The 22200-nt window shown below is 70.9% G+C and carries 18 protein-coding genes and 1 pseudogene; 6 read left to right on the top strand and 13 right to left on the bottom strand.

Annotated elements, in window-relative coordinates:
- Positions 1 to 47 precede the first annotated feature (47 nt).
- The 6 genes from ACWGJ5_RS18940 to ACWGJ5_RS18915 all read right to left on the bottom strand — a co-directional run bounded on the left by ACWGJ5_RS18940 (position 48) and on the right by ACWGJ5_RS18915 (position 7519).
- A complete protein-coding gene (locus tag ACWGJ5_RS18940; protein ID WP_228621068.1) occupies positions 48 to 452 on the bottom strand; it encodes a cytidine deaminase in 405 nt (134 codons plus the stop codon).
- Positions 449 to 1735: an ABC transporter permease gene (locus ACWGJ5_RS18935; protein WP_385311184.1), complete on the bottom strand. Its 1287-nt coding sequence runs from the start codon at positions 1733 to 1735 to the stop codon at positions 449 to 451. The genes ACWGJ5_RS18940 and ACWGJ5_RS18935 overlap by 4 nt, the downstream gene beginning before the upstream one ends.
- On the bottom strand, positions 1735 to 2862 hold the full coding sequence (locus ACWGJ5_RS18930; RefSeq protein ID WP_453310800.1) for an ABC transporter permease: 1128 nt from the start codon (positions 2860 to 2862) through the stop codon (positions 1735 to 1737). Before ACWGJ5_RS18930 ends, ACWGJ5_RS18935 begins: the two co-directional genes overlap by 1 nt.
- Positions 2859 to 4385: an ABC transporter ATP-binding protein gene (locus tag ACWGJ5_RS18925; protein WP_453310831.1), complete on the bottom strand. Its 1527-nt coding sequence runs from the start codon at positions 4383 to 4385 to the stop codon at positions 2859 to 2861. The genes ACWGJ5_RS18930 and ACWGJ5_RS18925 overlap by 4 nt, the downstream gene beginning before the upstream one ends.
- Positions 4386 to 4620: 235 nt before the next feature.
- Positions 4621 to 5682 (bottom strand): BMP family lipoprotein, encoded by a 1062-nt coding sequence (locus tag ACWGJ5_RS18920; RefSeq protein ID WP_453310799.1) that lies wholly within the window; start codon positions 5680 to 5682, stop codon positions 4621 to 4623.
- A gap of 601 nt (positions 5683 to 6283) precedes the next feature.
- Positions 6284 to 7519 carry an amidohydrolase gene (locus tag ACWGJ5_RS18915; RefSeq protein WP_453310798.1) on the bottom strand — a complete coding sequence of 412 codons (1236 nt, stop codon included), beginning with the start codon at positions 7517 to 7519 and terminating at the stop codon, positions 6284 to 6286.
- Positions 7520 to 7752: 233 nt separating this feature from the next.
- On the opposite strand from ACWGJ5_RS18915, the gene ACWGJ5_RS18910 reads away from it, so the two are divergent.
- Complete coding sequence (locus tag ACWGJ5_RS18910) at positions 7753 to 8442, top strand: class I SAM-dependent DNA methyltransferase (protein WP_453310797.1); 690 nt, start codon at positions 7753 to 7755, stop codon at positions 8440 to 8442.
- Positions 8443 to 8530: 88 nt separating this feature from the next.
- On the opposite strand, the gene ACWGJ5_RS18905 is transcribed toward ACWGJ5_RS18910, so the two are convergent.
- Genes ACWGJ5_RS18905 through ACWGJ5_RS18890 form a run of 4 tightly spaced genes read right to left on the bottom strand, consistent with a single transcriptional unit; the run spans position 8531 to position 13299 of the window.
- Positions 8531 to 9715, bottom strand: coding sequence for a hypothetical protein (locus ACWGJ5_RS18905; RefSeq protein WP_453310796.1), 1185 nt, complete (start codon positions 9713 to 9715; stop codon positions 8531 to 8533).
- Positions 9716 to 9759: 44 nt separating this feature from the next.
- Positions 9760 to 10698 (bottom strand): N-acetylneuraminate synthase family protein, encoded by a 939-nt coding sequence (locus ACWGJ5_RS18900; RefSeq protein WP_228621076.1) that lies wholly within the window; start codon positions 10696 to 10698, stop codon positions 9760 to 9762.
- A 13-nt stretch (positions 10699 to 10711) separates the two neighbouring features.
- Positions 10712 to 11941, bottom strand: coding sequence for a cytidylyltransferase domain-containing protein (locus ACWGJ5_RS18895; protein WP_453310795.1), 1230 nt, complete (start codon positions 11939 to 11941; stop codon positions 10712 to 10714).
- Between the two features lie 17 nt (positions 11942 to 11958).
- On the bottom strand, positions 11959 to 13299 hold the full coding sequence (locus ACWGJ5_RS18890; RefSeq protein WP_453310794.1) for a DUF6716 putative glycosyltransferase: 1341 nt from the start codon (positions 13297 to 13299) through the stop codon (positions 11959 to 11961).
- Between the two features lie 198 nt (positions 13300 to 13497).
- Here ACWGJ5_RS18890 and ACWGJ5_RS18885 point away from each other — a divergent pair, with 198 nt between their 5' ends.
- The 4 genes from ACWGJ5_RS18885 (at position 13498) to ACWGJ5_RS18870 (ending at position 18096) form a co-directional block, all read left to right on the top strand.
- Entirely contained in the window at positions 13498 to 14475 is a 978-nt protein-coding gene (locus ACWGJ5_RS18885; RefSeq protein ID WP_453310830.1) for a glycosyltransferase family 2 protein, read from the top strand.
- Positions 14472 to 15806: an alpha-2,8-polysialyltransferase family protein gene (locus ACWGJ5_RS18880; protein ID WP_453310793.1), complete on the top strand. Its 1335-nt coding sequence runs from the start codon at positions 14472 to 14474 to the stop codon at positions 15804 to 15806. Before ACWGJ5_RS18885 ends, ACWGJ5_RS18880 begins: the two co-directional genes overlap by 4 nt.
- 100 nt (positions 15807 to 15906) lie before the next feature.
- Positions 15907 to 17049 (top strand): acyltransferase family protein, encoded by a 1143-nt coding sequence (locus tag ACWGJ5_RS18875; protein ID WP_453310792.1) that lies wholly within the window; start codon positions 15907 to 15909, stop codon positions 17047 to 17049.
- Positions 17050 to 17142: 93 nt separating this feature from the next.
- Positions 17143 to 18096, top strand: coding sequence for a class I SAM-dependent methyltransferase (locus ACWGJ5_RS18870; protein ID WP_453310791.1), 954 nt, complete (start codon positions 17143 to 17145; stop codon positions 18094 to 18096).
- A gap of 7 nt (positions 18097 to 18103) precedes the next feature.
- Here the strand turns inward: ACWGJ5_RS18870 and ACWGJ5_RS18865 are convergent.
- The 3 genes and pseudogenes from ACWGJ5_RS18865 to ACWGJ5_RS18855 form a co-directional block, all read right to left on the bottom strand.
- Positions 18104 to 18732 (bottom strand): annotated as a pseudogene (locus ACWGJ5_RS18865) (TetR/AcrR family transcriptional regulator C-terminal domain-containing protein).
- Positions 18733 to 18855: 123 nt separating this feature from the next.
- Entirely contained in the window at positions 18856 to 19506 is a 651-nt protein-coding gene (gene leuE / locus ACWGJ5_RS18860) for a leucine efflux protein LeuE (RefSeq protein WP_453310790.1), read from the bottom strand.
- Positions 19507 to 19551: 45 nt separating this feature from the next.
- Positions 19552 to 21132 carry an acyl-CoA mutase large subunit family protein gene (locus ACWGJ5_RS18855; RefSeq protein ID WP_453310789.1) on the bottom strand — a complete coding sequence of 527 codons (1581 nt, stop codon included), beginning with the start codon at positions 21130 to 21132 and terminating at the stop codon, positions 19552 to 19554.
- Positions 21133 to 21211: 79 nt separating this feature from the next.
- On the opposite strand from ACWGJ5_RS18855, the gene ACWGJ5_RS18850 reads away from it, so the two are divergent.
- Complete coding sequence (locus ACWGJ5_RS18850; protein WP_453310788.1) at positions 21212 to 22090, top strand: L,D-transpeptidase family protein; 879 nt, start codon at positions 21212 to 21214, stop codon at positions 22088 to 22090.
- The last annotated feature ends 110 nt before the right edge of the window (positions 22091 to 22200 follow it).

The following is a 22200-nucleotide window of genomic DNA, read 5'->3' as shown; positions in this document are numbered from 1 at the left end:
GAAGTGTGCGGCCCCCCTGCGAGCGGGGCAGGGGGGCCGTACGGGACTTACGAGGAGAGGTGCCCGGGCCCGAAGGCCTGGGGCAGCATCTCGGAGAGCGGGAGGACACCGGCGGGGGTGTCCAGGAGGAGGTCCGGGCCGCCGAACTCGTACAGCAGCTGACGGCAGCGGCCGCACGGCACGAGCAGGCCGCCCTTGCCGTCCACGCAGGAGAAGTGCGTGAGGCGGCCGCCGCCCGTGCGCTGCAGGTCCGAGACCAGGCCGCACTCGGCGCACAGGCCGAGGCCGTAGGAGGCGTTCTCCACGTTGCAGCCGGTGACCGTGCGGCCGTCGTCGACCCGGGCCGCCACGCCGACCGGGAAGCCGGAGTAGGGGGCGTACGCGTGGGACATCGCCTCACGCGCCACCTCTCGCAGCGCCTCCCAGTCGAACCCGGCGGTTTCCTCGGTCACTTGCCCTGACCCTTCCGGTAGCGCATGCCGTCCGCCTTCGGCATCCGCAGGCGCTGCGCCGACAGCGACAGCACCAGCAGGGTGACGACGTACGGCGTGGCGCCCACGAAGTCGCTCGGGACCTCGTCGGTGACCAGGTACCAGAGCAGGACCAGCGCGGCCACGATGAGGCTGACCGCGCCCTGCCACAGCGACGTGCGGTACAGCTTCCAGCCTGCCAGGGCGACGAGCAGGATGACGAGCAGGAGCAGCAGCGCGTGGACGGTCGTGCCGCCGTTGCGCAGCTGCAGGGCGTCGGAGTAGCCGAACAGGCCCGCGCCCATCGCGAGGCCGCCCGGACGCCAGTTGCCGAAGATCATCGCCGCGAGGCCGATGTAGCCGCGGCCGCCGGTCTGGCCCTCGAGGTAGGTGTGCGAGGTGACCAGCGCGAGGAAGGCGCCGCCGAGGCCGGCGAGGCCGCCGGAGACGGCGACGGCCGCGTACTTGTACTTGTAGACGTTGACGCCGAGGGACTCGGCCGCGGTCGGGTTCTCGCCGCAGGAGCGCAGCCGCAGACCGAACGGGGTGCGCCACAGCAGCCACCAGCTGCCGACGAACAGCACCGCGGCCAGGATCGTGATCACGGACAGGTTGGTGATCAGACCGCCGATGATGCCGGCGAGGTCGGAGACGAGGAACCAGTGGTGGTTCTCCAGCGACTGCAGACCGTCGGAGAGGCCGGGCACGGTGACCTGCGGCAGCGAGTCGACCGGCGGGGACTGCTTGGGGTTGCCGCCCGCGTTGGCCGCGCTGCCGCCCGCGAAGAACAGCTTGGCGAGGTACTGGGTGGCACCGAGCGCGAGCAGGTTGATCGCGACACCGGAGACGATGTGGTCGACGCCGAAGGTGACGGTGGCGACGGCGTGCAGCAGGCCGCCGAGGACACCGAAGCCGATGCCGCACAGCAGGCCGAGCCAGGGGCTGGACTGCCAGCCGACCCAGCCGGCGCCGAAGGTGCCGAGGATCATCATGCCCTCGAGGCCGATGTTGACCACGCCGGACCGCTCGGACCACAGGCCCGCGAGGCCGGCGAGGCCGATCGGCACGGCGAGGCCGAGCGCGGCGCTGACCTGCCCGGCGGAGTCGAGCTGGTTGGAGCCGGTGATCACGCGGACCGCGGCGAGGAGCAGCAGCGCACCGGCGACGAGCAGGAGGATCTGGCCGAAGGAGCGGCCGGAGCGCTGCGGCGCGCCCGCCGCCTTGGGCGCCGCGGGCGGCGGCGTGTCGGTCATCGTGGCAGTCATCACGCCACCTCCTGCTTCTTCGTCGGGGCGGCGGGCTGCGCGGCGAGTTCGGCGCCGACCTTCTGCTGCTGGCGCTTGAGGCCGTAGCGGCGCACGACCTCGTAGGCGATCACGACGCACAGGACGATGACACCCTGGATGACGCCGAGGATCTCCTTGTCGTAGCCCTGGAACTCCAGGTGGTTGGTGGTGCGCTCCAGGAAGCCCCAGAGCAGGGCGCCGAGCGCGATGCCGATCGGGTGGTTGCGGCCGAGCAGCGCGATGGCGATGCCGGTGAAGCCGATGCCGACCGGGAAGTCGTTGCTGAACGCGTAGGAGTCGTTGAGCAGGGTCGGCATGCCGATCAGACCGGCCACCGCACCCGAGATGATCATGCTGGTGGCGATCATCTTCTTCACCGACACACCGCTCGCGGAGGCCGCGCTCTCGGACTGGCCGACGGTGCGCAGGTCGAAGCCGAAGCGGGTGCGGCCGAGCACGAACCAGTACGCGACGCCGACGGCCGCGGCGATGAAGATGAAGCCCCACAGTTCACCGGCCGGGCCGGCGTTGATGCTGAAGAAGTACGAGGACGACGGCAGCGGCTTGGTGGAGACGACGGTGCCGCCCTGCTCCAGCTGGGCCAGCTTCCCCGGCTGCAGCAGGTAGGCGATGATCGCGGTGGCGATCGAGTTCAGCATGATGGTCGAGATGACCTCGCTGACACCCCGGGTCACCTTGAGGATGCCCGCGATGGCCGCCCACAGGGCACCGGTCGCCATGGCGCAGATCAGGATCAGCGGGATGGCGATCCAGCCGGGCACGGTCAGCGCGCCGCCGAGGACGGCGGCGACGAACGCGGCGAGCCGGTACTGGCCGTCGACACCGATGTTGAACAGGTTCATCCGGAAGCCGATGGCCACCGAGACACCGGCCAGGTAGTACGTCGTCGCCTTGTTCAGGATGTAGACCTGGCTGTCGCTGGCGAAGCCGTAGGTCACCATGTCGCTGAACGCGTCGCCGGGGTTCTTGCCGGTCGCGAGGATCACCAGGGTGGTGACGACGAGCGCGGCGACGACCGCCAGCACCGGCGCGGCGATGCCGAGGAGCAGCCGCTCCTTGTCGATCCGTGAGGTCAGCTTGTTCATCGCGCGTCGTCCTCTGTGTGCTCCAGGTGGCCGGTGGCCGCACCCGTCATGGCGGAGCCCAGCTCTTCGGGGGTGATGGTGGCGGGGTCGGCGTCGGCGACCAGGCGGCCGCGGTACATCACCCGCAGGGTGTCGGAGAGCCCGATCAGCTCGTCCAGGTCCGCGGAGATCAGCAGCACGGCCAGGCCCTCGCGGCGGGCCTCGCGGATGTAGTCCCAGATGGCCGCCTGGGCGCCGACGTCCACGCCGCGTGTGGGGTGGGCGGCGATGAGCAGCTTGGGGTTGTGGCTCATCTCCCGGCCGACGATCAGCTTCTGCTGGTTGCCGCCGGACAGCGAGGCCGCGGTGACGTCGATGCCGGGGGTGCGGACGTCGTACGCCTGCACGATCCGCTCGGTGTCGGTGCGGGCGGCCTTGATGTCGAGCAGCTGGCCGCGGGAGTTGGGCTTCTCGGTGACGTGGCCGAGGATGCGGTTCTCCCACAGCGGGGCTTCCAGCAGCAGGCCGTGGCGGTGGCGGTCCTCGGGGATGTAGCCGATGCCGGCCTCGCGGCGGTCGCGGGTGGGGGTGCGGGAGATGTCGGTGCCGTCGAGGGTGATGACACCGGCGTCGGGGTGGCGCATCCCCATGATCGCCTCGACCAGCTCGGACTGGCCGTTGCCCTCCACACCGGCGATGCCGAGGACCTCGCCCTGGTGGATGGTGAGGGAGATCTGGTCCAGGATGATCCGCTCGATGCCCTCGAGGTCGGTCTGCGCCAGGTGCAGCCCCTCCACCTTCAGCATCGGGACGTCCGTGACGGTGGACTCCTCGGTCTCCGGGGTGGGCAGTTCGCTGCCGACCATCAGCTCGGCGAGCTGCTTCGGGGTGGTACCGCGCGGCTCGACCGTGCCGACCGTGGTGCCGCGCCGGATGACGGTGATCTCGTCGGCGACCGACAGCACCTCGCCCAGCTTGTGGGAGATGAAGATGACGGTGAGGCCCTCGGACTTCAGCTCGCGCAGGTTGTCGAAGAGCGCGTCGACCTCCTGCGGCACGAGTACGGCCGTCGGCTCGTCCAGGATGAGGGTCTTGGCGCCGCGGTAGAGGACCTTGAGGATCTCCACGCGCTGGCGGTCGGCGACGCCCAGCTCCTCCACGAGCACGTCCGGGCGGACGTTCAGGCCGTACGCGTCGGAGATCTCCTTGATCTTGGCGCGGGCCTTGTTGCCGATGCCGTACAGCTTCTCCGCCCCGAGGACGACGTTCTCCAGCACGGTGAGGTTGTCGGCGAGCATGAAGTGCTGGTGCACCATGCCGATGCCGCGGGCGATGGCGTCGCCGGGATCGTGGAAGGTGACCTGGTCGCCATTGACCGTGATGGTGCCCTCGTCCGGCTGCTGCATGCCGTAGAGGATCTTCATCAGGGTGGACTTGCCGGCACCGTTCTCACCGCACAGGGCGTGGACGGTGCCCGTGCGGACCGTGATGTCGATGTCGCGGTTGGCGACGACGCCGGGGAAGCGCTTGGTGATGCCGCGCAGTTCGACGGCAGCGGGAGGGCTGGACGCGTTGATGGCGCACTCTCCTCGAGGAAAGGGGCTGCATGGGGGAGGTGGCGGGCGTCGGCGACGCTAGCGCGGCAACTCCACGCTACACGCGTAGAGTTGACACATTGTTATGGCTCGGCGGGGGCCCCGGAAGGCGCCCCAGCGCCGAGCCTCAAGTCCCACGGTACGGCCGGACCGCCGGATCGACGGGCCGGCCGTACCGGTCGGGTCACTGGTTGGTCGTCGTCTTGACCTTGATCTGACCGGAGATGATCTTCTGCTTCGCGGCGTCCAGCTTGGGCTGGATGTCGGCGATGAAGCCACCGCTGGTGGCCAGCGAGACGCCGTTCTTGGCGAGCGAGTAGACGTTGTTGCCGGTCAGCGGCTTGCCGTCGTGGACGGACTTGATGAAGTCGTACACGCCGACGTCGACGTTCTTGACCATGGAGGTCAGGATCGAGCTCTTGTACTTGGCCAGACCCGGGATGTTGTACTGGTCCGAGTCGACGCCGATGGCCCAGGCGCCCTTCTTGCCGTTGACGGCCTCGATCGCGCCGTTGCCGGAGGAGCCGGCCGCCGTGTAGACGACGTCGGCGCCGCTGTCCAGCATGCCCTGCGCGGCCTCCTTGCCCTTGTCGGGGCTGGAGAAGCCGGACAGGTCGGTGCCGTGGCTCAGGTACTGGACCGTGACGTTGACCTTCGGGTTGGTGTCGTGGACGCCCTGGACGTAGCCCGCCTCGAACTTCTTGATCAGCGGGGTGTCGACACCGCCGACGAAGCCGACGTGCTTCGTCTTGGTCTTCAGCGCCGCGGCGACACCGGCGAGGTAGGAGCCCTGCTCCTCGGTGAAGGTGATGCTGTCGGCGTTGGGCGCGTTCACGACCGAGTCGACGATGCCGAAGCTGGCCTTCGGGTACTGCTTCGAGACCTTCTCCACGGCCGTGGCGTAGGAGAAACCGACCGCCACGATCGGGTTGTAGCCGGCCTGGGCCAGGTCCGACAGCCGCTGCTCGCGGTCGGCCTCGGTGTCGGAGGTCTTGGCGGTCAGCTCCTTGATGGAGCCGCCGAACTCCTTCGCGGCCTTGTCGGCACCGCGCGCGGCGGAGTCGTTGAAGGAACGGTCACCACGGCCGCCGACGTCGTAGGCGAGACCGATCTTGATGCCCTTGCCGCCACCCGAGGGGGAGGACGAGGCGTTGTTGTCGGAGGACGTGCTGCCACACGCGGTGGCAGTCAGTGCGAGGGCTGCGGTGGCGGCACACGCAGCGGAAAGCTTGGCTACCCGGCGCACGGGAGGCTCCTTCACCTGACCTGAGCGCCGTGTCGGCGCTTGATGTGAGCACCATGCCAGTGCTCGAGCCGAAACGCCCCGGCGGCGTCGGCTTCGCGGCATCGTAACGCGCGTAGATGTCGCAAAAAACCCTCTCGCGACTCCGTTATCGATTCGAGGCAAACAGCGTCTGAACTCGGCCTCTCGGGCCTCTCATGGCCCTGTTGCGCAGCGTGTACGAATGGCTTACGAGTGTGTTGCGCCGCGCGGGGTAAGGGCCCTCGGGGCCCTGGTTCCCGCCTTCGAAGCCCTCGAATTCCGACCTCGGGGCCCTCGGACTTCCGCCTCCCGATGCCTCCGGACTCCTGCCTCCCGATGCCTCCGGACTTCCGCCTCGGTGACGCGCCGGCCCTCCGCCCCGGGGCCCCACACTGCTGCATCGAGGCCCCCGGACTGCAGCCGCGGGGGCACGCCGGCCCCCCACCCCGAAACCCCCGGACTCCCACCTCGAGGGACACCGGTTCCCCGCCGCCGGCCCCCGGACTCCCGCCTCGGGGACGCGGCGGCCTCCGGCCTCGAGACCCCCGGTCCCCACTCAAGGCCCCGCCGGGGACACGCAAGGTCAGCCCTGTACCTCGTTCGGCTCCAGGAAGGCCGCTGCCGTGAACATCTCCACGCCGACCGTGATCGCGTGCTCGTCGGCGTCGAAGTCGCCCTGGTGGAGATCGCGCACGGTGCGCTCGCCGGGGCTCCGGACGCCGAGCCGGGCCATGGCGCCGGGGACGTGCTCCAGGTACCAGGAGAAGTCCTCGCCGCCGAGGCTCTGCTCGGTGCTCTCGACGGCGTCCCGGCCGCGGCGCGCCGCCATCGCCCGGCGCAGCAGCTCGGTGGACTCCCGGTCGTTGACGACGGGCGGCACCCCGCGCACATAGGTGATCTCGGACTTGGCCCGGTGCAGGGTGGCGATCTCGTCAATGGCCGCGTGCACGATGTCGGGGGCCTGCCGCCAGGCGTCCAGGTCCAGGCAGCGCACGGTCCCGGAGAGCTCGGCGTGCTGCGGGATGACGTTCGGGGCGTGTCCCGACTCGATCCGCCCCCAGGTAAGCGCCAGCCCGGCCCGGGTGTCGACGCGGCGGGCGATCAGCGCGGGCACGTCGACGGCGACGCGGGCGGCGGCGGTGACCAGGTCGGTGGTCAGGTGCGGGCGGGCGGTGTGGCCGCCGGGGCCGTCGAGCGCGATCTCCAGCCGGTCGCAGGCGCTGGTGATCGCGCCGTGCCGCAGCCCGATCTTCCCGGCGTCGACGCGGGGGTCGCAGTGCACGGCGAGGATCCGCTCGACCCCCTTCAGCACCCCCTCCTCGATGGCGTCCAGCGCGCCGCCGGGCAGCACCTCCTCGGCGGGCTGGAAGATCAGCCGTACGGGACGGGGCAGCAGGCCCTTGGCGTGCAGGTCGGCCAGCACGAGCCCGGTCCCGAGCACGATGGTCGTGTGCACGTCATGGCCGCAGGCGTGCGCCCGATCGGGCACGGTCGACCGGTACGGGCAGTCGGTCTTGGTGTCCGGAATGGGCAGGGCGTCGATGTCCGCGCGCAGCGCGAGCATCGGTACGGCCGGCCGCTCACCCTCCGCCACACCGATGTCACACACGAGTCCGGTTCCCTTGGCGAGCACCCGGGGCCGAAGCCCGGCCAGCTCCAGCCGCTCCTTGATCGCGGCGGTCGTACGGAACTCCTGATTGCCCAGCTCAGGGTGCATGTGCAAGTCGCGACGGAAGGCGACGAGTTCGGCGTGCAGGGCTTCGCTCAGCACGCCGGGGAGCACATCCCCCGCGAGGCCGGCCTCGGACTCTAGGGACATCAATTGCTTCACCCTCTGAAGGGTAGGACGCCCGGCTGGTCAACTACCCCTCGATCAACAAAACTTCAGCCCGTTAGGGGAAGAAAATCTGACCGGCGGACGCATGGCGGCGGACTGTGGTGGGTAAAACCCTTCTTTCTCCTTCCACGCATACCACGGCTCCCGGCACTCCCGCGCGCCATGTCCACGAACCGGACCACGCCCCGCCCCTCCGGCGGGTAGGGTCCGCACCCGTGACGGACGCGACCGAGAGCTCCCGCACCGACGGTGCCGAGACCTTCCTGCAGACCACCCGGGCCTCCTACGACGCGATCGCCAAGGACTACGCCGCCCAGTTCCCGGCCGGCGGCCGGCATCCCCTGGACCGCACCCTGATCAGCGCCTTTGCCGAGCTGGTCACCGAGCGCGGCGAGGCCCCCGTGGCCGACCTGGGCAGCGGGCCCGGCCATGTCACCGGGCTCCTCGACGGGCTGGGGGTCCCGGCCTTCGGTGTCGACCTCTCGCCCGCCATGGTGGCCCTGGCCCGCGATACCTATCCTCAACTGCGTTTCCATGTCGGCTCGATGACGTCTCTGGACCTGCCGGACGCCACCCTGGGCGGGATTCTCGCCCTGTACTCGACCATCCACGTCCCCGACGCGCACCTGCCGACGGCCTGCGCGGAGTTCCACCGCACCCTCCAGCCCGGCGGCCATGCCCTCCTCGCCTTCCAGACCTCCGAGGCGCCCGGCCGGATGCACCTCCCGGAGCGCTTCGGCCACGAGATCGATCTCGACTACTACTGGCGCACGCCGGAGCAGGTCACGGCGGTGCTGGAGGAGGCCGGGCTGGAGCTGGTGGCGACGGTACGCCGGGAACCGGCCGGGGAGGAGAAGCGGGCACGGGCGTTCGTCCTGGCCCGCAGGCCGGACGACGGAGCGTGACACCCGGTCGGCCCTCGGTCGTGGGGCGCGGGGCGCGTCCCGGAACCCGGCCTCGCGCCCTGTGCGAACCTGGCCTGCCTTCCGAGGGCTAAGCCGGGCTCACCGCCGCCAGCCGGTGCACGTCCCGGGCCGTGCCGGTGACCCCCGACAGGAAGCCCTGTGCCCGCGGGGACGCGGTCTGTGTCAGCCAGGTCGGGTCGATGTCGAAGACCGCCACCCTCACGCCGGTGCCCGCGAGGGCCAGCGGCAGGGTGTGGACGACCGTCGAGGGGAAGCTGAGGATCGTACGGCCGATCGGGCCCCGGCGGGCGATCACCTCGAGGGGGAGGTCCGGGCGGACTATCTCCAGGCCGGTCTCGGCGGCCAGGCGGTGGAGTTTCTCGGCGCTTTCGCGGCGGTGCGCGAAATAGCGGGTCGCGCCGTGGGTCTTGGCCAGGTGGCGGACCGCCTCCAGATAGGCCGCCCCGTCCACAACTCCCGTTTCCACCAAGGACGTTCCCACCATGTCCGCGCCCTTGGTGATGCGCGGCGGCCCGAAGCGGGCCCGGGTCCAGGAGAAGTCGTTCGCGGTGACCGTGACGCCCTGCGGGGTCTCCGTCACCGGCATGGAGGAGAAGACCTCGACCCTGCGGCGGGCGCTCGGCGTCAGCCGGCGGCGGGCCGAGGAGGACACCGGGGCGAACAGCAGGTCCCTGGCCCCCGGGCGGCCACCCTTGCGGTGCCAGCGGACCAGCCGCTCGCCCCGGGCCAGCTGGGCGACGAACTCCATCGTCGCCGTGCCGTCGTCGACCACGACCAGGTCCTTCGCCCGCGTGATCGTCAGCAGCAACTGCACATACCGCGAGAACGGGTCGCCCATCACGACCCGGTCGGCCCGGCGGAGCGCGCCCGCCAGGCCACCGATCGTCGAGAAGGGCGCGGCCGGGCCACCCCGCGCCTCCTCCCAGCGCACCCGGTACCCCTCGTCCCGCGCCAGGTCCGCCATGCGGCGCAGCTGGCCCCGGGTCATGGGGTCGGTCGGGGACAGGACGACCACCGTGAGGTCCGCGCCGGTCTGCGGCGGGTCGCCGGCCACCGTCCGCCGCACCTGCGCGGGCACGGACGGAAGCGGGTCCGTGCCCGGCAGCGGCTCCGCACCCGGCAGCCGGTCCGGGTCCGCGCCGCGCAGTCCGTGCAGATGCGCCCACTCCAGCACGTTCAGCAGCTGGACGGGGCTCTCCACGAAGGCGAGCGTGCGGGGAGGGTGGCCGGCGTGACCGGCACGGGGGCTCATCGGCGTACGACCGTCCCGTCGTAAGGGGCTCAAGAGGTCAGGGTTCAGACCGTGACCGGCTCGCCGGCCGCGTCCGCGATCTCCGCCTCGGCGACGACACCGGCGACGCGGCGCAGCTTCTTCATCGGGCCGAGCTCGGAGTCGTAGACCTTCTTGACACCGTCGCCCAGGGACGCCTCGATCACGCGGATGTCGCGGACCAGGCGCTCCAGGCCCTGCGGCTCCACCGACGCGGCCTGGTCGGAGCCCCACATGGCGCGGTCGAGGGTGATGTGACGCTCGACGAAGGTCGCCCCGAGCGCGACCGCGGCGAGGGTGGTCTGCAGGCCGGTCTCGTGGCCGGAGTAGCCGATCGGGACGTTCGGGTACTCCTTCTCCAGCGTGTTGATCACACGGAGGTTCAGCTCCTCGGCCTTCGCCGGGTAGGTGGAGGTGGCGTGGCACATGAGGATGTTGTCCGAGCCGAGGACCTCGACCGCGTGGCGGATCTGCTTCGGGGTCGACATGCCGGTGGAGAGGATGACCGAGCGGCCGGTGGCGCGCAGGGCGCGCAGCAGCTCGTCGTCGGTCAGGGAGGCGGAGGCCACCTTGTGGGCGGGGACGTCGAACTTCTCCAGGAAGGCGACGGCCTCGGTGTCCCACGGGGAGGCGAACCAGTCGATCCCCTTCTCCTTGCAGTACTCGTCGATCTGGCGGTACTCGTCCTCACCGAACTCCACGCGGTGGCGGTAGTCGATGTAGGTCATCCGGCCCCAGGGGGTGTCGCGCTCGATGTCCCACTGGTCGCGCGGGGTGCAGATCTCCGGGGTGCGCTTCTGGAACTTGACCGCGTCGCAGCCGGCCTCGGCGGCCACGTCGATCAGCTTGAAGGCGTTCTCCAGCTCACCGTTGTGGTTGATGCCGATCTCGCCGCAGATGTAGACGGGACGGCCGGGGCCGACCTCACGCGAACCGAACGTACGCAGACGGGAGTTGGTGCTCATCAGGGGGATGTCCTTACTTGGGGAGGGAATCGAGAGAGGGGCCGAGGATCCAGCTGGCGATCTCTCGGATCGCGCCGTCGCCGCCGGGGACGGTGGTGACCGCGCGTGCGGCGCCGCGTACGACGTCGTGGGCGCTCGCGACCGCCACGGGCCAGCCGACGAGGGCGAAGCACGGCAGGTCGTTGACGTCGTTGCCGACGTAGAGCACGCGCTCCGGCGCGATGCCCTGCTCCTCGCACCACTGCTTCAGCGCGAGGTCCTTGCGGTCGATGCCGTGCAGCACCGGGAGCTTGAGCTTCCGGGCGCGGGCGGCGACCACAGGGTTCTGTTCCGTGGACAGGATCAGCATCTTCAGGCCGCTTCTGCGCAGGGCCGCGATGCCGAGTCCGTCGCCGCGGTGCACGGAGACGAACTCCCGTCCCTCGGAGTCGATCAGCACCCGGTCGTCGGTCTGGGTGCCGTCGAAGTCGAGGACTACGGCGTCGATGTCGCCGTAGGCGGGGAGCGAACCGGGGCGGTCCGCGTCGAACAGGGGCGCCAGCGCGCGGGCGCGGGCCAGGTCGTGCGGGTCGTCGATCTCCAGGACCCGGGCGGGGTCGGTGCGGACGAGTTCCGTACGGCCGAAGAAGCGGTGCTGGTGCTTGCGGAAGCCGGCCGCGTCCATCGCGTAGGCGGCGCCGGTCTCCAGGAAGTCCTGGGGGCGGTCCTGGCGGCGCGGGCGGTAGGACTTGTCGTGGTTGACGCCCACGCCGCCCTCGGACGCCGCGTCGGCCTCGCGCCAGATGAAGCCGTGGAAGGGGGCCACGGTGACGGCCGTGTCCGCGCCGTTCTCGACGACCGCGCCGGCCACCCCGTCTATGTCCTCGCGGACGATGAACGGGCTGGTGCACTGCACGAGCAGGACCGCGTCGACCGTCGCGCCGTGCAGCGCCTCGTGGGCGTCCATGGCGTGCAGGACCGCGGCCTCGGAGGTCGCCGTGTCCCCGGCGATGGCGGCGGGCCGCAGCACGACCTCGGCGCCGGCCTCACGGGCGGCGGCGGCGATGGCCTGGTCGTCGGTGGAGACGACGACGTCGGTCACCAGCCGGGTCGCCCGGCACTCGCGCACCGCGCGCGCCACCAGCGGGACTCCGCCGACGGGGGCGAGGTTCTTCGCGGGCACGCCTTTCGAGCCGCCGCGGGCGGGGATCACCGCGAGCACCCGGCGCACGGTCGCGCCCTGTCCCGCTTCCGAGTTGGACATCCGATCTCCTTGAGAGGTCACAGCTCCCCCATCCGGCGGATCACCGGGGCGACCCGCTGCACGCCGTGGCGGTAGGCGCCACGCGCGGCGCGGCGCACGATCTGGCGGACCGGTCCGGGCTCCTTGTCGGCGGCGGGCGCACCGGGGAGCGGAACGCCGTCGGGGCCGAGGTGGTGGCGGGCGAGGATGCCGGGCAGATAGCCGGGCGCGGTCTCGGGGGTGTAGTAGGGGTTCAGGGGCGGCAGACCGCCGGGGCGGTCGAGCAGCTTGGCGATGCGTTCACGGGCGGTAGCGAAATAGGAGTCGTACGACCCTCCCCCAGAGGGGGTACCCCCAGCGGCCACGCCCTGCCGGGCCACCCACTCCGCGTCCGGCACCGGACGGTGCCCGGCGTCGAGCTGGTCCCAGGAGGCGAGGCACCCGGAGCCGGTGAAGTGGTGGTTGCCGAGCACCTCGCGCACGCCCAGGTCGGTCAGGATCACCGTGGGGATGCGGCGGTGCAGGGCCTCCAGGGCGGCCGTGGAGCTGACCGTGACCAGCAGGTCGGTGCGGTCCAGCACCTCGCCCATGTGGCCGTACACCAGGCGGAAGTTGGCGGGCAGGTCCTTGCCCTGCACCAGCTTCTGGTAGGGCAGTTCCTCGATGTGGGTGGTGTGTTCGCCCGGCCTGGAGCGCAGCTTCAGCAGCACCTCGCGCTCGGGGTGCTTCCGGGCGTGCTCGATCAGCCGGTTCAGCAGGTACGTACGGTCCTTGCGGCTGTCCGGGACGGACGGCTGGGCGGCGAACACCACGGTGTACGGCTCGTGTTCACCGGTGTACGGCGCCCCGCCGAGGAAGGGCAGCGCGACCTCGGTGACCGAGGAGGCGTCGGCGCCCACGCCCTCGTACACGGCCCGGAACCGGTCCGCGTCGTGGCGGGAGTTGGCGAGGACCAGGTCGGCGCCGTGCCGCAGCAGCAGGCCGTCGGCGAGCTTCTCGTAGACGACACCGACGTATCCGGTGACGACGACGGGGCGCCGGCCGGCGCCCGCCCAGGCGGCGCGCAGTCCGTGCAGCATGGCCTGGACGCCGCCGCCGACGAGCGCGAGGATGAGGACGTCGTACTGGTCTTCGGCGGCTCCACCCATTCCGCGCAGGAACTCGACGCCGGTGACCTCGCGGAGGGAGTCCGCCCGGACGCCGACCTCCTTCAGCTGGCGGGCCGTCGGGGTGGCGCGCCCCCGCAGGAGGTAGCCGTCGAGCCGGATCTCGGCGTCCGCGGGGGCGAGGCGCTGCGCGGTGAGCGCACCCCACTTCCACCGGGTGTCGGAATCGGCGAGGACGGCGACCCGCAGGGACTTCGTAGCACTTGCTGGCACGCCGAAGACGCTAGGAAGCCATTCCGAGGTTCCGCCCAACCTGAATGCAACAAACGGTTAACAGCACATCGCCGAATGGCGAATCGGGCCGCCGTGGCGCGGGAAAAAAGCCTGGTTCACGGCTTCGCCACATGCCGTTCACTCAGCATCAAGCGGGCGGTCAAGACGAATGACGGGCTTCGTCCTAACGTTCAAGCCGTGGTCAAGCTCTCCGTCATCGTGCCGTTCTACAACGTGCAGCAATACGCGCCCGACACGCTCAGGAGCCTGAAGGCGAACGCGCGTGAGGACTTCGAATTCATTCTCGTCGACGACTGTTCGCGCGACGGGACACCAGAGATTCTCGCGCGCGCGGAGCGCGAGCTGCCCGGAGCGGTCTACGTCCGGCACGAGCAGAACGGAGGGCTGGCGACCGCCCGCAACACCGGTATCGACCGGGCGCGCGGCGAGTACCTCACCTTCCTGGACGGCGACGACTGGCTCGCCCCCGGCTACTACCCGCAGCTGGTCACGGCCATGGGGGAACTCGGCTGCGACTTCATCCGCACCGACCATGTGCAGTGCACCGCGCGGTCGCGCACGGTGAACCGGGTGCCCGTCGGCCGGCGGAACCTGGTGCTCAGCCCGCGGGAGGCGATCCTGCCCGCCGACCGGTCCACCTCCGTCGACTACGCGTACGCGTGGGCGGGCGTCTACCACCGCCGGCTGGTGGACAAGGGGCTGCTGCACTTCACCGACGGTCTGCGCACGGCCGAGGACCGGCCGTGGATCTGGAAGCTGCACCGGGAGGCCGAATCCTTCGCCGCGGTGAGCATGCTCGGCGTGTTCTACCGGCGCGGAGTCGCCTCCTCGCTCACCCAGATCGGCGATGTCCGGCAGCTCGATTTCATTCGCGCGTTCGATCAGGTCATTGCGGAAACCGCCCAGGACCGGGATGCCGATGAGCTGCTGCCGAAGGCGGTCCGCACCTATTGCGCCATCATTTCCCATCATCTGGGATCCATCGAAAGGTTCGAGCCCGCGGTGGCGAAGAAACTGAAATCCATGAGTGCCGCCGCCCTGCGGCGCATGCCGCAGGACGTGCTGGACGACGCACTGAACTCCATGGACCTCCAGCGCGCCACCAAGCTGCGCCGGCTGCGCCGCCGTCCCGCCTCCGCGGGGGCCGCCGCGTGACCACCCAGATCTTCCAGGCGTCGACGCTCTACGGCACGGCCACGCTCGCCGCCGCCCTGGACTCCGGCTGCTTCCGCCCGGCCGACCGGCGGATCCTGCTGGTCTGCAACAACGCGGCCACGCCCGAGACGACGCCCGCCCTGGACGAGGCGCCGGGCTTCGAGAAGCTGCGCGACCGCTTCGACGGCGTGATCCTGTACAACGAGACCATCTTCCCGTTCCACCCGGGCGGCTGGGCACCCCGCGTGGACGACATGCCGCTGTGGGAACGCTTCCTGCGCCACGAGTGGCAACTCGGCGACGAGGAGGTGGAGCTGGCCGTCGAGTCGATCCAGGTCAACCCCTCCCTGGCGCTCGCGCAGATCTTCACCGGCGCGCCGGTGACGGTCTACGCCGACGGCCTGATGAGCTACGGCCCCACCCGCAACAAGATCGACCCGCTGGTCGGCACCCGCGTGGACCGGGTGCTGCACCTGGACCTGGTGCCGGGCCTGAAGCCGCTGCTGCTGACCGAGTTCGGTGTCGAGGGCGAGCTCGTGCAGACGGCCGCCTTCACCAAGGTCCTCGCCGAACTGGCGCCGGCCGGCGCCGAGCTGCCGGACATCGAGGAGCCGGCGCTGCTGCTCGGCCAGTACCTGTCCGCGCTGGACATCCTCACCGCCGAGCAGGAGGAGAACCTGCATGTGCGGATGCTGAAGGGCGCGGCCGCGCTCGGGCACACCAAGGTGGTGTTCAAGCCGCACCCGTCCGCCCCGGCCCGCTTCACCCGCCTGCTGGAGCAGGAGGCGGAGCGGCTGAAGGTGGAGCTGACCGTGCTCGACACCCCGGTCCTGGCCGAGGTGCTGTACCAGCGCATGCGTCCGGCGCTGGTCGTCGGCTGCTTCTCCACCGCCCTGCTCACGGCCAAGGCCCTGTACGGCCTGCCGGTCGCCCGGATCGGCACCGAGGTGCTGCTGGAGCAGCTGACGCCGTACGAGAACAGCAACCGCGTCCCGGTGACCATCGTCGACGCGCTGCTGCCCGCCCTGGGCGACCGCGGCGCGGTGACCGAGCAGCGCGCCGGCATGGACGTGGACACGCTCGGCGCGCTGATCCGCGCGGTGGGCTTCGCGATGCAGCCGAAGATCTACCCGAGCCTGCGCCCGGAGGCCGAGGTCTGGCTGGCGCGGAACCTGAACCAGCGCACCCTGCGCTACTTCAAGCGCCGACGCCTGTCCTCGCTGGCCCTGCCCGGCGGGGTGCCGGCCCAGCTGGCGTTCATCCCGCGCAACCCGACGGTCCGCCGGATGGCGAAGAAGGCGCGCAGTCTGCGCAATTCGGTGCGCCGCTGACACCACCGAGTGAACGTTCACCGACCAGTTGACGAACAGTGTGCCGAACGGCCCGGTCGTGGGTGTGAGGCGCCGAAACCCTGGCAAGGCGCCCCACACCATGGTTGCTTCATCCCCCGCCCTCACCGCCGCTCCCGTTCCCGCCGCCCCCGGAACGGCCCCCGTCTCCAGGCCCCGGAGCCGTCTGCTCGCCCTGGACGGTCTGCGGCTCGTCGCCGCGCTGATGGTCTGCCTCTACCACTACACGGGCCGCGGCGGCACGGTCTCCGCTTCCTGGCACGGGAGTCCGGCCCACCTCTTCCCGACCCTGTCCCGGGCCGCCGTGTACGGCAATTTCGGCGTGCAGTTCTTCTTCGTCATCAGCGGTTTCGTGATCTGCATGAGCAGCTGGGGCCGCACCCTCGGTGACTTCTTCCGCTCCAGGGTCTCCCGCCTGTACCCCGCGTACTGGGTGGCCCTGGTCCTGGTCACGTTGGCGTCCCTGGCCCTGCCCGTCGTCGTCCACGCGGTCCGGCTCGACGAGTTCCTGGTCAACCTGACGATGCTCCAGCAGCCGATGGGCGCGACCCGGGTGCTGGGCGTGTGCTGGACGCTCTGGGTCGAGGTGCGCTTCTACGTGCTGTTCGCGCTGCTCGTCGTCCTGCGAGGGGTGACCTACCGCCGGGTGGTGCTGTTCGCGTGCGTGTGGACCGTGGCGGCCGTCCTGTGCCACTCGTCCGGCAACGAGCTGCTGAACCAGGTCGTCATGCCCGAGTACGCCCCGTTCTTCATAGGCGGTCTGGCGCTGTACCTGATACACCGCTTCGGCAGTGACCTGCTCGCGTGGGGCATAGTCGCGATGTCCTGGCTGCTCGCCCAGAGCGAGGCCACGCGTGGCCTGTGGGGTCCGCACCCGCACCGTGACCCCTACGTCGTCGTCCTGATCGTCACCGTCGCCTTCGCGGCCGTCGCCGCCGTGGCGCTGGGCTGGACGCGCTGGGCCTCCTGGTCGTGGCTGGTCACGGCGGGCGCGCTGACGTACCCGTTCTACCTGGTCCACGAGCACCTCGGCTGGTTCGTCATACGGGTGCTGCACCGGGGACTCGGCCTGCCCGCGTGGCCGACGCTCGCGGTGACCGTGCTCGGCATGCTGGTGCTGGCCTGGCTGATCCACCGGTTCGTGGAGAGGCCGTTCGGGCCGCGGCTGAAGCGGGCACTGAAGGAGCGGAAGTTGGGCAGCCGTTCACCTGGTCTTGGGTTCTGAACCTGCTCCTCGGGCAGGCACCGTAAAGCCCTTGCCTCACAGGCCCCCCGCAGGGAACCCACAGCCGCCGTACCGAGGGAGTGCCCACCCCGCATGGCCACCATCCAGGAAGCGACCCGACCGCCCCGCCGTCTCGACGACGTCCCCGGCTGGTTCCCGGTGCTCGACCAGCTGCTCTTCGACTGGTTCCTGAACCGGCAGGAGACCACCGAGATACGAGGTGACCTGCTCGAAGTCGGGGTCTACATGGGCAAGAGCGCGATCTTCACCGGCCGGCACCAGCAGCCGGGCGAGAGGTACACGGTGTGCGACCTCTTCGAGGGCGACGCGCCGGACGACGCCAACCAGGCGGAGTCGTCGAAGTCGTACAGCGCGCTGACCCGGCGCGTCTTCGAGGACAACTACCTCTCCTTCCACGACGAACTGCCCCGTGTGCTGCAGGGCCCCAGCTCGCTGGTGCCCGGCGAGGTCGAGCCGGACTCCTGCCGGTTCGTGCACATCGACGCCTCCCACCTGTACGAACATGTGCACGGCGACATCGGAACCGCCCGCGATCTGCTGCTCCCGGACGGGATCGTCGTCCTGGACGACTTCCGCTCCGAGCACACCCCCGGAGTCTCCATCGCCACCTGGGAGGCCGTGCTCAACCGCGGCCTGCGCCCGATATGTCTGAGCACCCAGAAGCTCTACGGCACCTGGGGCGACCCGGAGCCGGTCCAGGAGGAACTGCTGGCCATGGTGCGGGAGCGGTCCGACTGCCACCTGAGCGTCCAGGAGGCCGCCGGGCACCGGATCGTCCGGCTGAAGTCGAAGGGGATGCGGGCGCCGGAGTTCCCGCCCTCCAAGCACGCGGACGCGGAGCCGGAGCCGGCACCGGTGCCCCAGGAGGCCTCGGCGGCCTCTCCCTCTCCCGCGCAGACGCCGGCCAGGCGCGCGCCGCGGCGCGGCCCGGGCCGGGGCCGCCGGATTGCCGTGGACCTGCTCCCGCCGATGGTCACCCGGGCGATCCGCCGGGCACGCAGCCGGGCACGCGCCGCCCGGCGCTGATCGCCGCTCAGCCGATCCCGTACCGCGCCCCGATCCCCGCGACCACGATCGCCAGCCCCTCCTCGAACTGCTCGTCGTAGCCGTCGAAGAGCAGCTTGCCGGCCTCGGCGGCGAGCGGGTGGCCGGCCGGCCGCCGGGCGCGTTCCTCGATGTCGTACCCCTCCCGGCGTTCGCCCGGGAGGGGCTGTACGCCCTGCTCCTCGGTGACGAAGCCGATGGTGTACGCGTTCACCGTGCGGCCCGCGTGGACGGCCTGGGCGAGGCTGAATCCGGCCTCCGTCAGCAGCCGCAGGCCGGCCTCCTGCTGGGGGGCGTGCTCCGTGCCCGTGAAGCGTGAGCCGCTGAAGACCTTGGCGCCGTCGCGGTAGCCGAGCAGCGCGGTCCGCAGTCCGCGGCCGGCCTTGAGCAGCCGCTCCTGCCAGCTGTCGGCGGGATCGAGCGCGGTACCGGCGGCCATCCGCCGGTACATCTCCGTCGCCATCTCGTCCAGCAGCGCGCCTGCTTGTCCTTGAAGTGCCAGTACAGCGCGGGCGCCTTGACGTCCAGTTCCTTGGCGATGGCGCGCAGGGTCAGGCCGTCCAGGCCGACCTCGTTGAGCAGCCGCAGGGCGGTGTCGGCGACGCGTCGGCGGTCCAGGGGGGTGCGTTTCCTACGGCCCGGGCACCTTCCTGATCCGCCCGGACGGCTATGTGGGCTGGGCGGGAGACTCGTCGGACGGGGTCGGGGCCTACCTGGCCGAGGCCGGCTTCTGACCCTGCCTTACGCGCTGGCCAGCGTCAGCTTCACGGCGAACCCCAGGAACAGCGCGCCCGCCACCGAAGTGGCCGTCGCCGACAGGCGCTTGCGGCGGCGGAACGCGGCGGCGAGGCGCGTGCCGCTGAATATCAGGGCGCTGAGATAGAGGAAGCTGGCCAGCTGGGCGAAGGCGCCGAGGACGACGAAGGACAGGGCCGGATAGGCATAGCCCGGGTCCACGAACTGCACGAAGAAGGCGACGAAGAACAGGATCGCCTTGGGGTTGAAGAGACTGACGACGAACGCCCGCCGGAAGGGCCGCTCATCTCCGGTGCCGGACGGGGTGTCCTCCGCCACGGCCTGCTCTCTGCGGGTCCGCCACATCTGCCAGGCGGCCCGCAGCATCCCGATCGCCAGCCAGGTCAGATATCCGGCACCGGCGTACTTCACGATCCCGAAGAGCAGAGCGTTGGCCTTGAGCAGCGAGGCGACCCCGGCGGCGGACAGCGTCATGAGCACGGTGTCCCCGCACCACACCCCGGCGGCCGCGGTGTAACCGGCCCGCACGCCGCGCCGGGCGGCCACGGAGAGGACGTAGAGGGAGTTGGGCCCGGGCAGCAGGACGATCAGGACGAGTCCTGCCAGATAGGTGGGGAGGTCGATGACGCCGAACATGGAAAGGAGTGTCGCACGGGGGTCTGACACTCCGGTTCCGGGGAGTCAGAACGCCTCCGAGGGCTCATACGCCCCCCAAACCCCCCGCAGCGCGTTGCACACCTCCCCCACCGTCGCCCGCCCCCGCAGCGCCTCCTTCATCGGGTACAGGACGTTCTCCTCCCCCTCCGCCGCCTTCCGCAGCGCGTCCAGCGCCGAGTCCACCGCCCGCTGGTCCCGCTCGGCCCGGAGCTTGTCCAGGCGTTCCGCCTGCCGGGCCTCGATGGCCGGGTCGACGCGCAGGGGTTCGTACGGCTCCTCCTCGTCCAGTCGGAAGCGGTTCACACCTACGACAACCCGCTCCGCGCAGTCCGTCTCCTGGGCGATCCGGTACGCGTTCCGCTCGATCTCGGCCTTCTGGAAGCCCCGCTCGATCGCCGCGACCGCCCCGCCCAGATCCTCCACCCGCCGCATCAGATCGACGGCCGCCTCCTCCACGTCGTCCGTCATCCGCTCCACCGCGTACGACCCCGCGAAGGGATCCACCGTCGCCGTCACGTCCGTCTCGTGGGCCAGCACCTGCTGGGTGCGCAGGGCCAGCCGGGCGGACTTGTCGGTCGGCAGCGCGATCGCCTCGTCGAAGGAGTTGGTGTGCAGGGACTGGGTACCGCCCAGCACCGCGGCCAGGGCCTGCACCGCGACCCGGACCAGGTTCACCTCCGGCTGCTGGGCCGTCAGCTGGACGCCCGCCGTCTGGGTGTGGAAGCGGAGCATCAGGGACTTGGGGTTCCGGGCGCCGAACTCCTCCCGCATCACCCGCGCCCAGATCCTGCGGGCGGCGCGGAACTTGGCGACCTCCTCCAGCAGCGTCGTACGGGCCACGAAGAAGAAGGACAGGCGCGGCGCGAAGTCGTCGACGGACATGCCGGCCGCGACCGCCGTGCGGACGTACTCGATGCCGTCCGCCAGGGTGAAGGCGATCTCCTGGACGGGCGACGCCCCGGCCTCGGCCATGTGGTAGCCGGAGATCGAGATCGTGTTCCACTTCGGGATCTCGGCGGTGCAGTACTTGAAGATGTCCGCCGTCAGGCGCAGGGACGGCTTCGGCGGGAAGATGTACGTCCCCCGCGCGATGTACTCCTTCAGCACGTCGTTCTGGATCGTGCCCGTCAGCTGGTCGGCGCGCGCGCCCTGTTCCTCCGCCACCAGCTGGTAGAGGAGCAGGAGGAGGGCGGCCGGGGCGTTGATCGTCATCGACGTGGAGACCTGGTCGAGCGGGATGCCGTCGAACAGCACCCGCATGTCCTCGATCGAGTCGATCGCCACGCCCACCTTGCCGACCTCGCCGTGTGCGAGGGGCGCGTCGGAGTCGTGGCCCATCTGGGTGGGCAGGTCGAAGGCGACCGAGAGGCCCGTGGTGCCGTGGGCGATCAGCTGCCGGTAGCGGGCGTTGGATTCGGCGGCCGTGCCGAAGCCCGCGTACTGGCGCATGGTCCAGGGGCGGCCGGTGTACATGGTCGGGTAGACCCCGCGGGTGAAGGGGTACATGCCCGGTTCGCCCAGTCTCCCGGCCGGGTCCCAGCCCTGCAGGTCCCGCGGCCCGTAGAGGGGCTCGATGGGCAGTCCCGACTCGGACTCACGCGTCATGGATGCCTCCGGAGTACGTCTTGTCACCCCTCACCATGCCCCGTCGTTCGGCGGCGGTCACGCGGGGAAGCATCCCGGCATGACGATCTCGCGAAGACCCGCCGTCCTCACGTCGGCCACCGCACTCGCCGCCCTCACCGCCCTGTGCGGCTGCACCGTGCAGCCCACGGACGCCGACGGCAAGCCCCGGGCCCCGGTGTACGCCCAGAGCCCGGCGCCGTCCCTGGAAAGCCGCCCGGCACGGCCCACCCGGACGGAGCAGCCGACCTCCGCCACGCCCGCTCCCCGGCTGCCCTCCCCGGCCGCGCCGGCTCCCGCGCCCGTTCCCCTGCCGATGTACTCGCGCGGCGACAGCGGGGTGGGCGTACGGGATCTGCAGGCCCGGCTGCGCCAGCTGGGCTGGCTGTTCGACGGGCCGACGGGGTCGTACGACGCTCCGACCGAGCAGGCCGTCCAGGGGTTCCAGGGCAAGCGCGGGCTGCCGCGGACCGGGCGGACGGACACCGTCACCTGGCAGCGGCTGGTGGGGATGACCCACCAGCCCGGCACGTGGGAGCTGTACCTGATGGGTGGTCAGCCGGCCGGCGCGCCCGATCCGCGCTGTATGACCGGGCGCGTGCTGTGCATCGACAAGACGACGCGGACGCTGCGCTGGATGGTCGGCGGGCGGACGCTCTCGACGACGGCGGTGCGGTTCGGGGCGCAGTACACGCCGACCCGAGAGGGTGTCTTTCACGTCTACCGCAAGGAGCGGAACTGGGTGTCGACGCTCTACCACTCGCCGATGCCGTACGCGATGTTCTTCAGCGGCGGCGAGGCCGTGCACTATTCGTACGACTTCGCGGCGCGCGGCTACGCGGGAGCCTCGCACGGGTGCGTGAACGTCCGGGACCAGACGGCGATCCAGCGGCTCTTCGCTCAGGTGCGGGTGGGCGACAAGGTGGTCGTCCACTGGTGAGGGGGGATTGCGGGGCGCGGGGGGGGCCCGGGGGGCCTGTTACCCCCCCGCCCCCTTGAACAACCGGGGGGGGCGGGGGGCACCCCCCGCACAGGGGCCGGCCCAGTAAA

This window comes from Streptomyces sp. NPDC054783, from assembly GCF_053611725.1.
Note: the sequence above shows the minus strand (reverse complement) of the source record. Positions and strands in the feature narration are given on the sequence as shown.

Coding starts and splice junctions, on each gene's coding strand:
- ACWGJ5_RS18935 (WP_385311184.1), bottom strand. CDS start 1,735: ATGACTGCCACGATGACCGACACGCCGCCGCCCGCGGCGCCCAAGGCG.
- ACWGJ5_RS18930 (WP_453310800.1), bottom strand. CDS start 2,862: ATGAACAAGCTGACCTCACGGATCGACAAGGAGCGGCTGCTCCTCGGC.
- ACWGJ5_RS18915 (WP_453310798.1), bottom strand. CDS start 7,519: ATGTCCCTAGAGTCCGAGGCCGGCCTCGCGGGGGATGTGCTCCCCGGC.
- ACWGJ5_RS18905 (WP_453310796.1), bottom strand. CDS start 9,715: ATGAGCCCCCGTGCCGGTCACGCCGGCCACCCTCCCCGCACGCTCGCC.
- ACWGJ5_RS18900 (WP_228621076.1), bottom strand. CDS start 10,698: ATGAGCACCAACTCCCGTCTGCGTACGTTCGGTTCGCGTGAGGTCGGC.
- ACWGJ5_RS18895 (WP_453310795.1), bottom strand. CDS start 11,941: ATGTCCAACTCGGAAGCGGGACAGGGCGCGACCGTGCGCCGGGTGCTC.
- ACWGJ5_RS18875 (WP_453310792.1), top strand. CDS start 15,907: ATGGTTGCTTCATCCCCCGCCCTCACCGCCGCTCCCGTTCCCGCCGCC.
- ACWGJ5_RS18870 (WP_453310791.1), top strand. CDS start 17,143: ATGGCCACCATCCAGGAAGCGACCCGACCGCCCCGCCGTCTCGACGAC.
- leuE (WP_453310790.1), bottom strand. CDS start 19,506: ATGTTCGGCGTCATCGACCTCCCCACCTATCTGGCAGGACTCGTCCTG.
- ACWGJ5_RS18855 (WP_453310789.1), bottom strand. CDS start 21,132: ATGACGCGTGAGTCCGAGTCGGGACTGCCCATCGAGCCCCTCTACGGG.
- ACWGJ5_RS18850 (WP_453310788.1), top strand. CDS start 21,212: ATGACGATCTCGCGAAGACCCGCCGTCCTCACGTCGGCCACCGCACTC.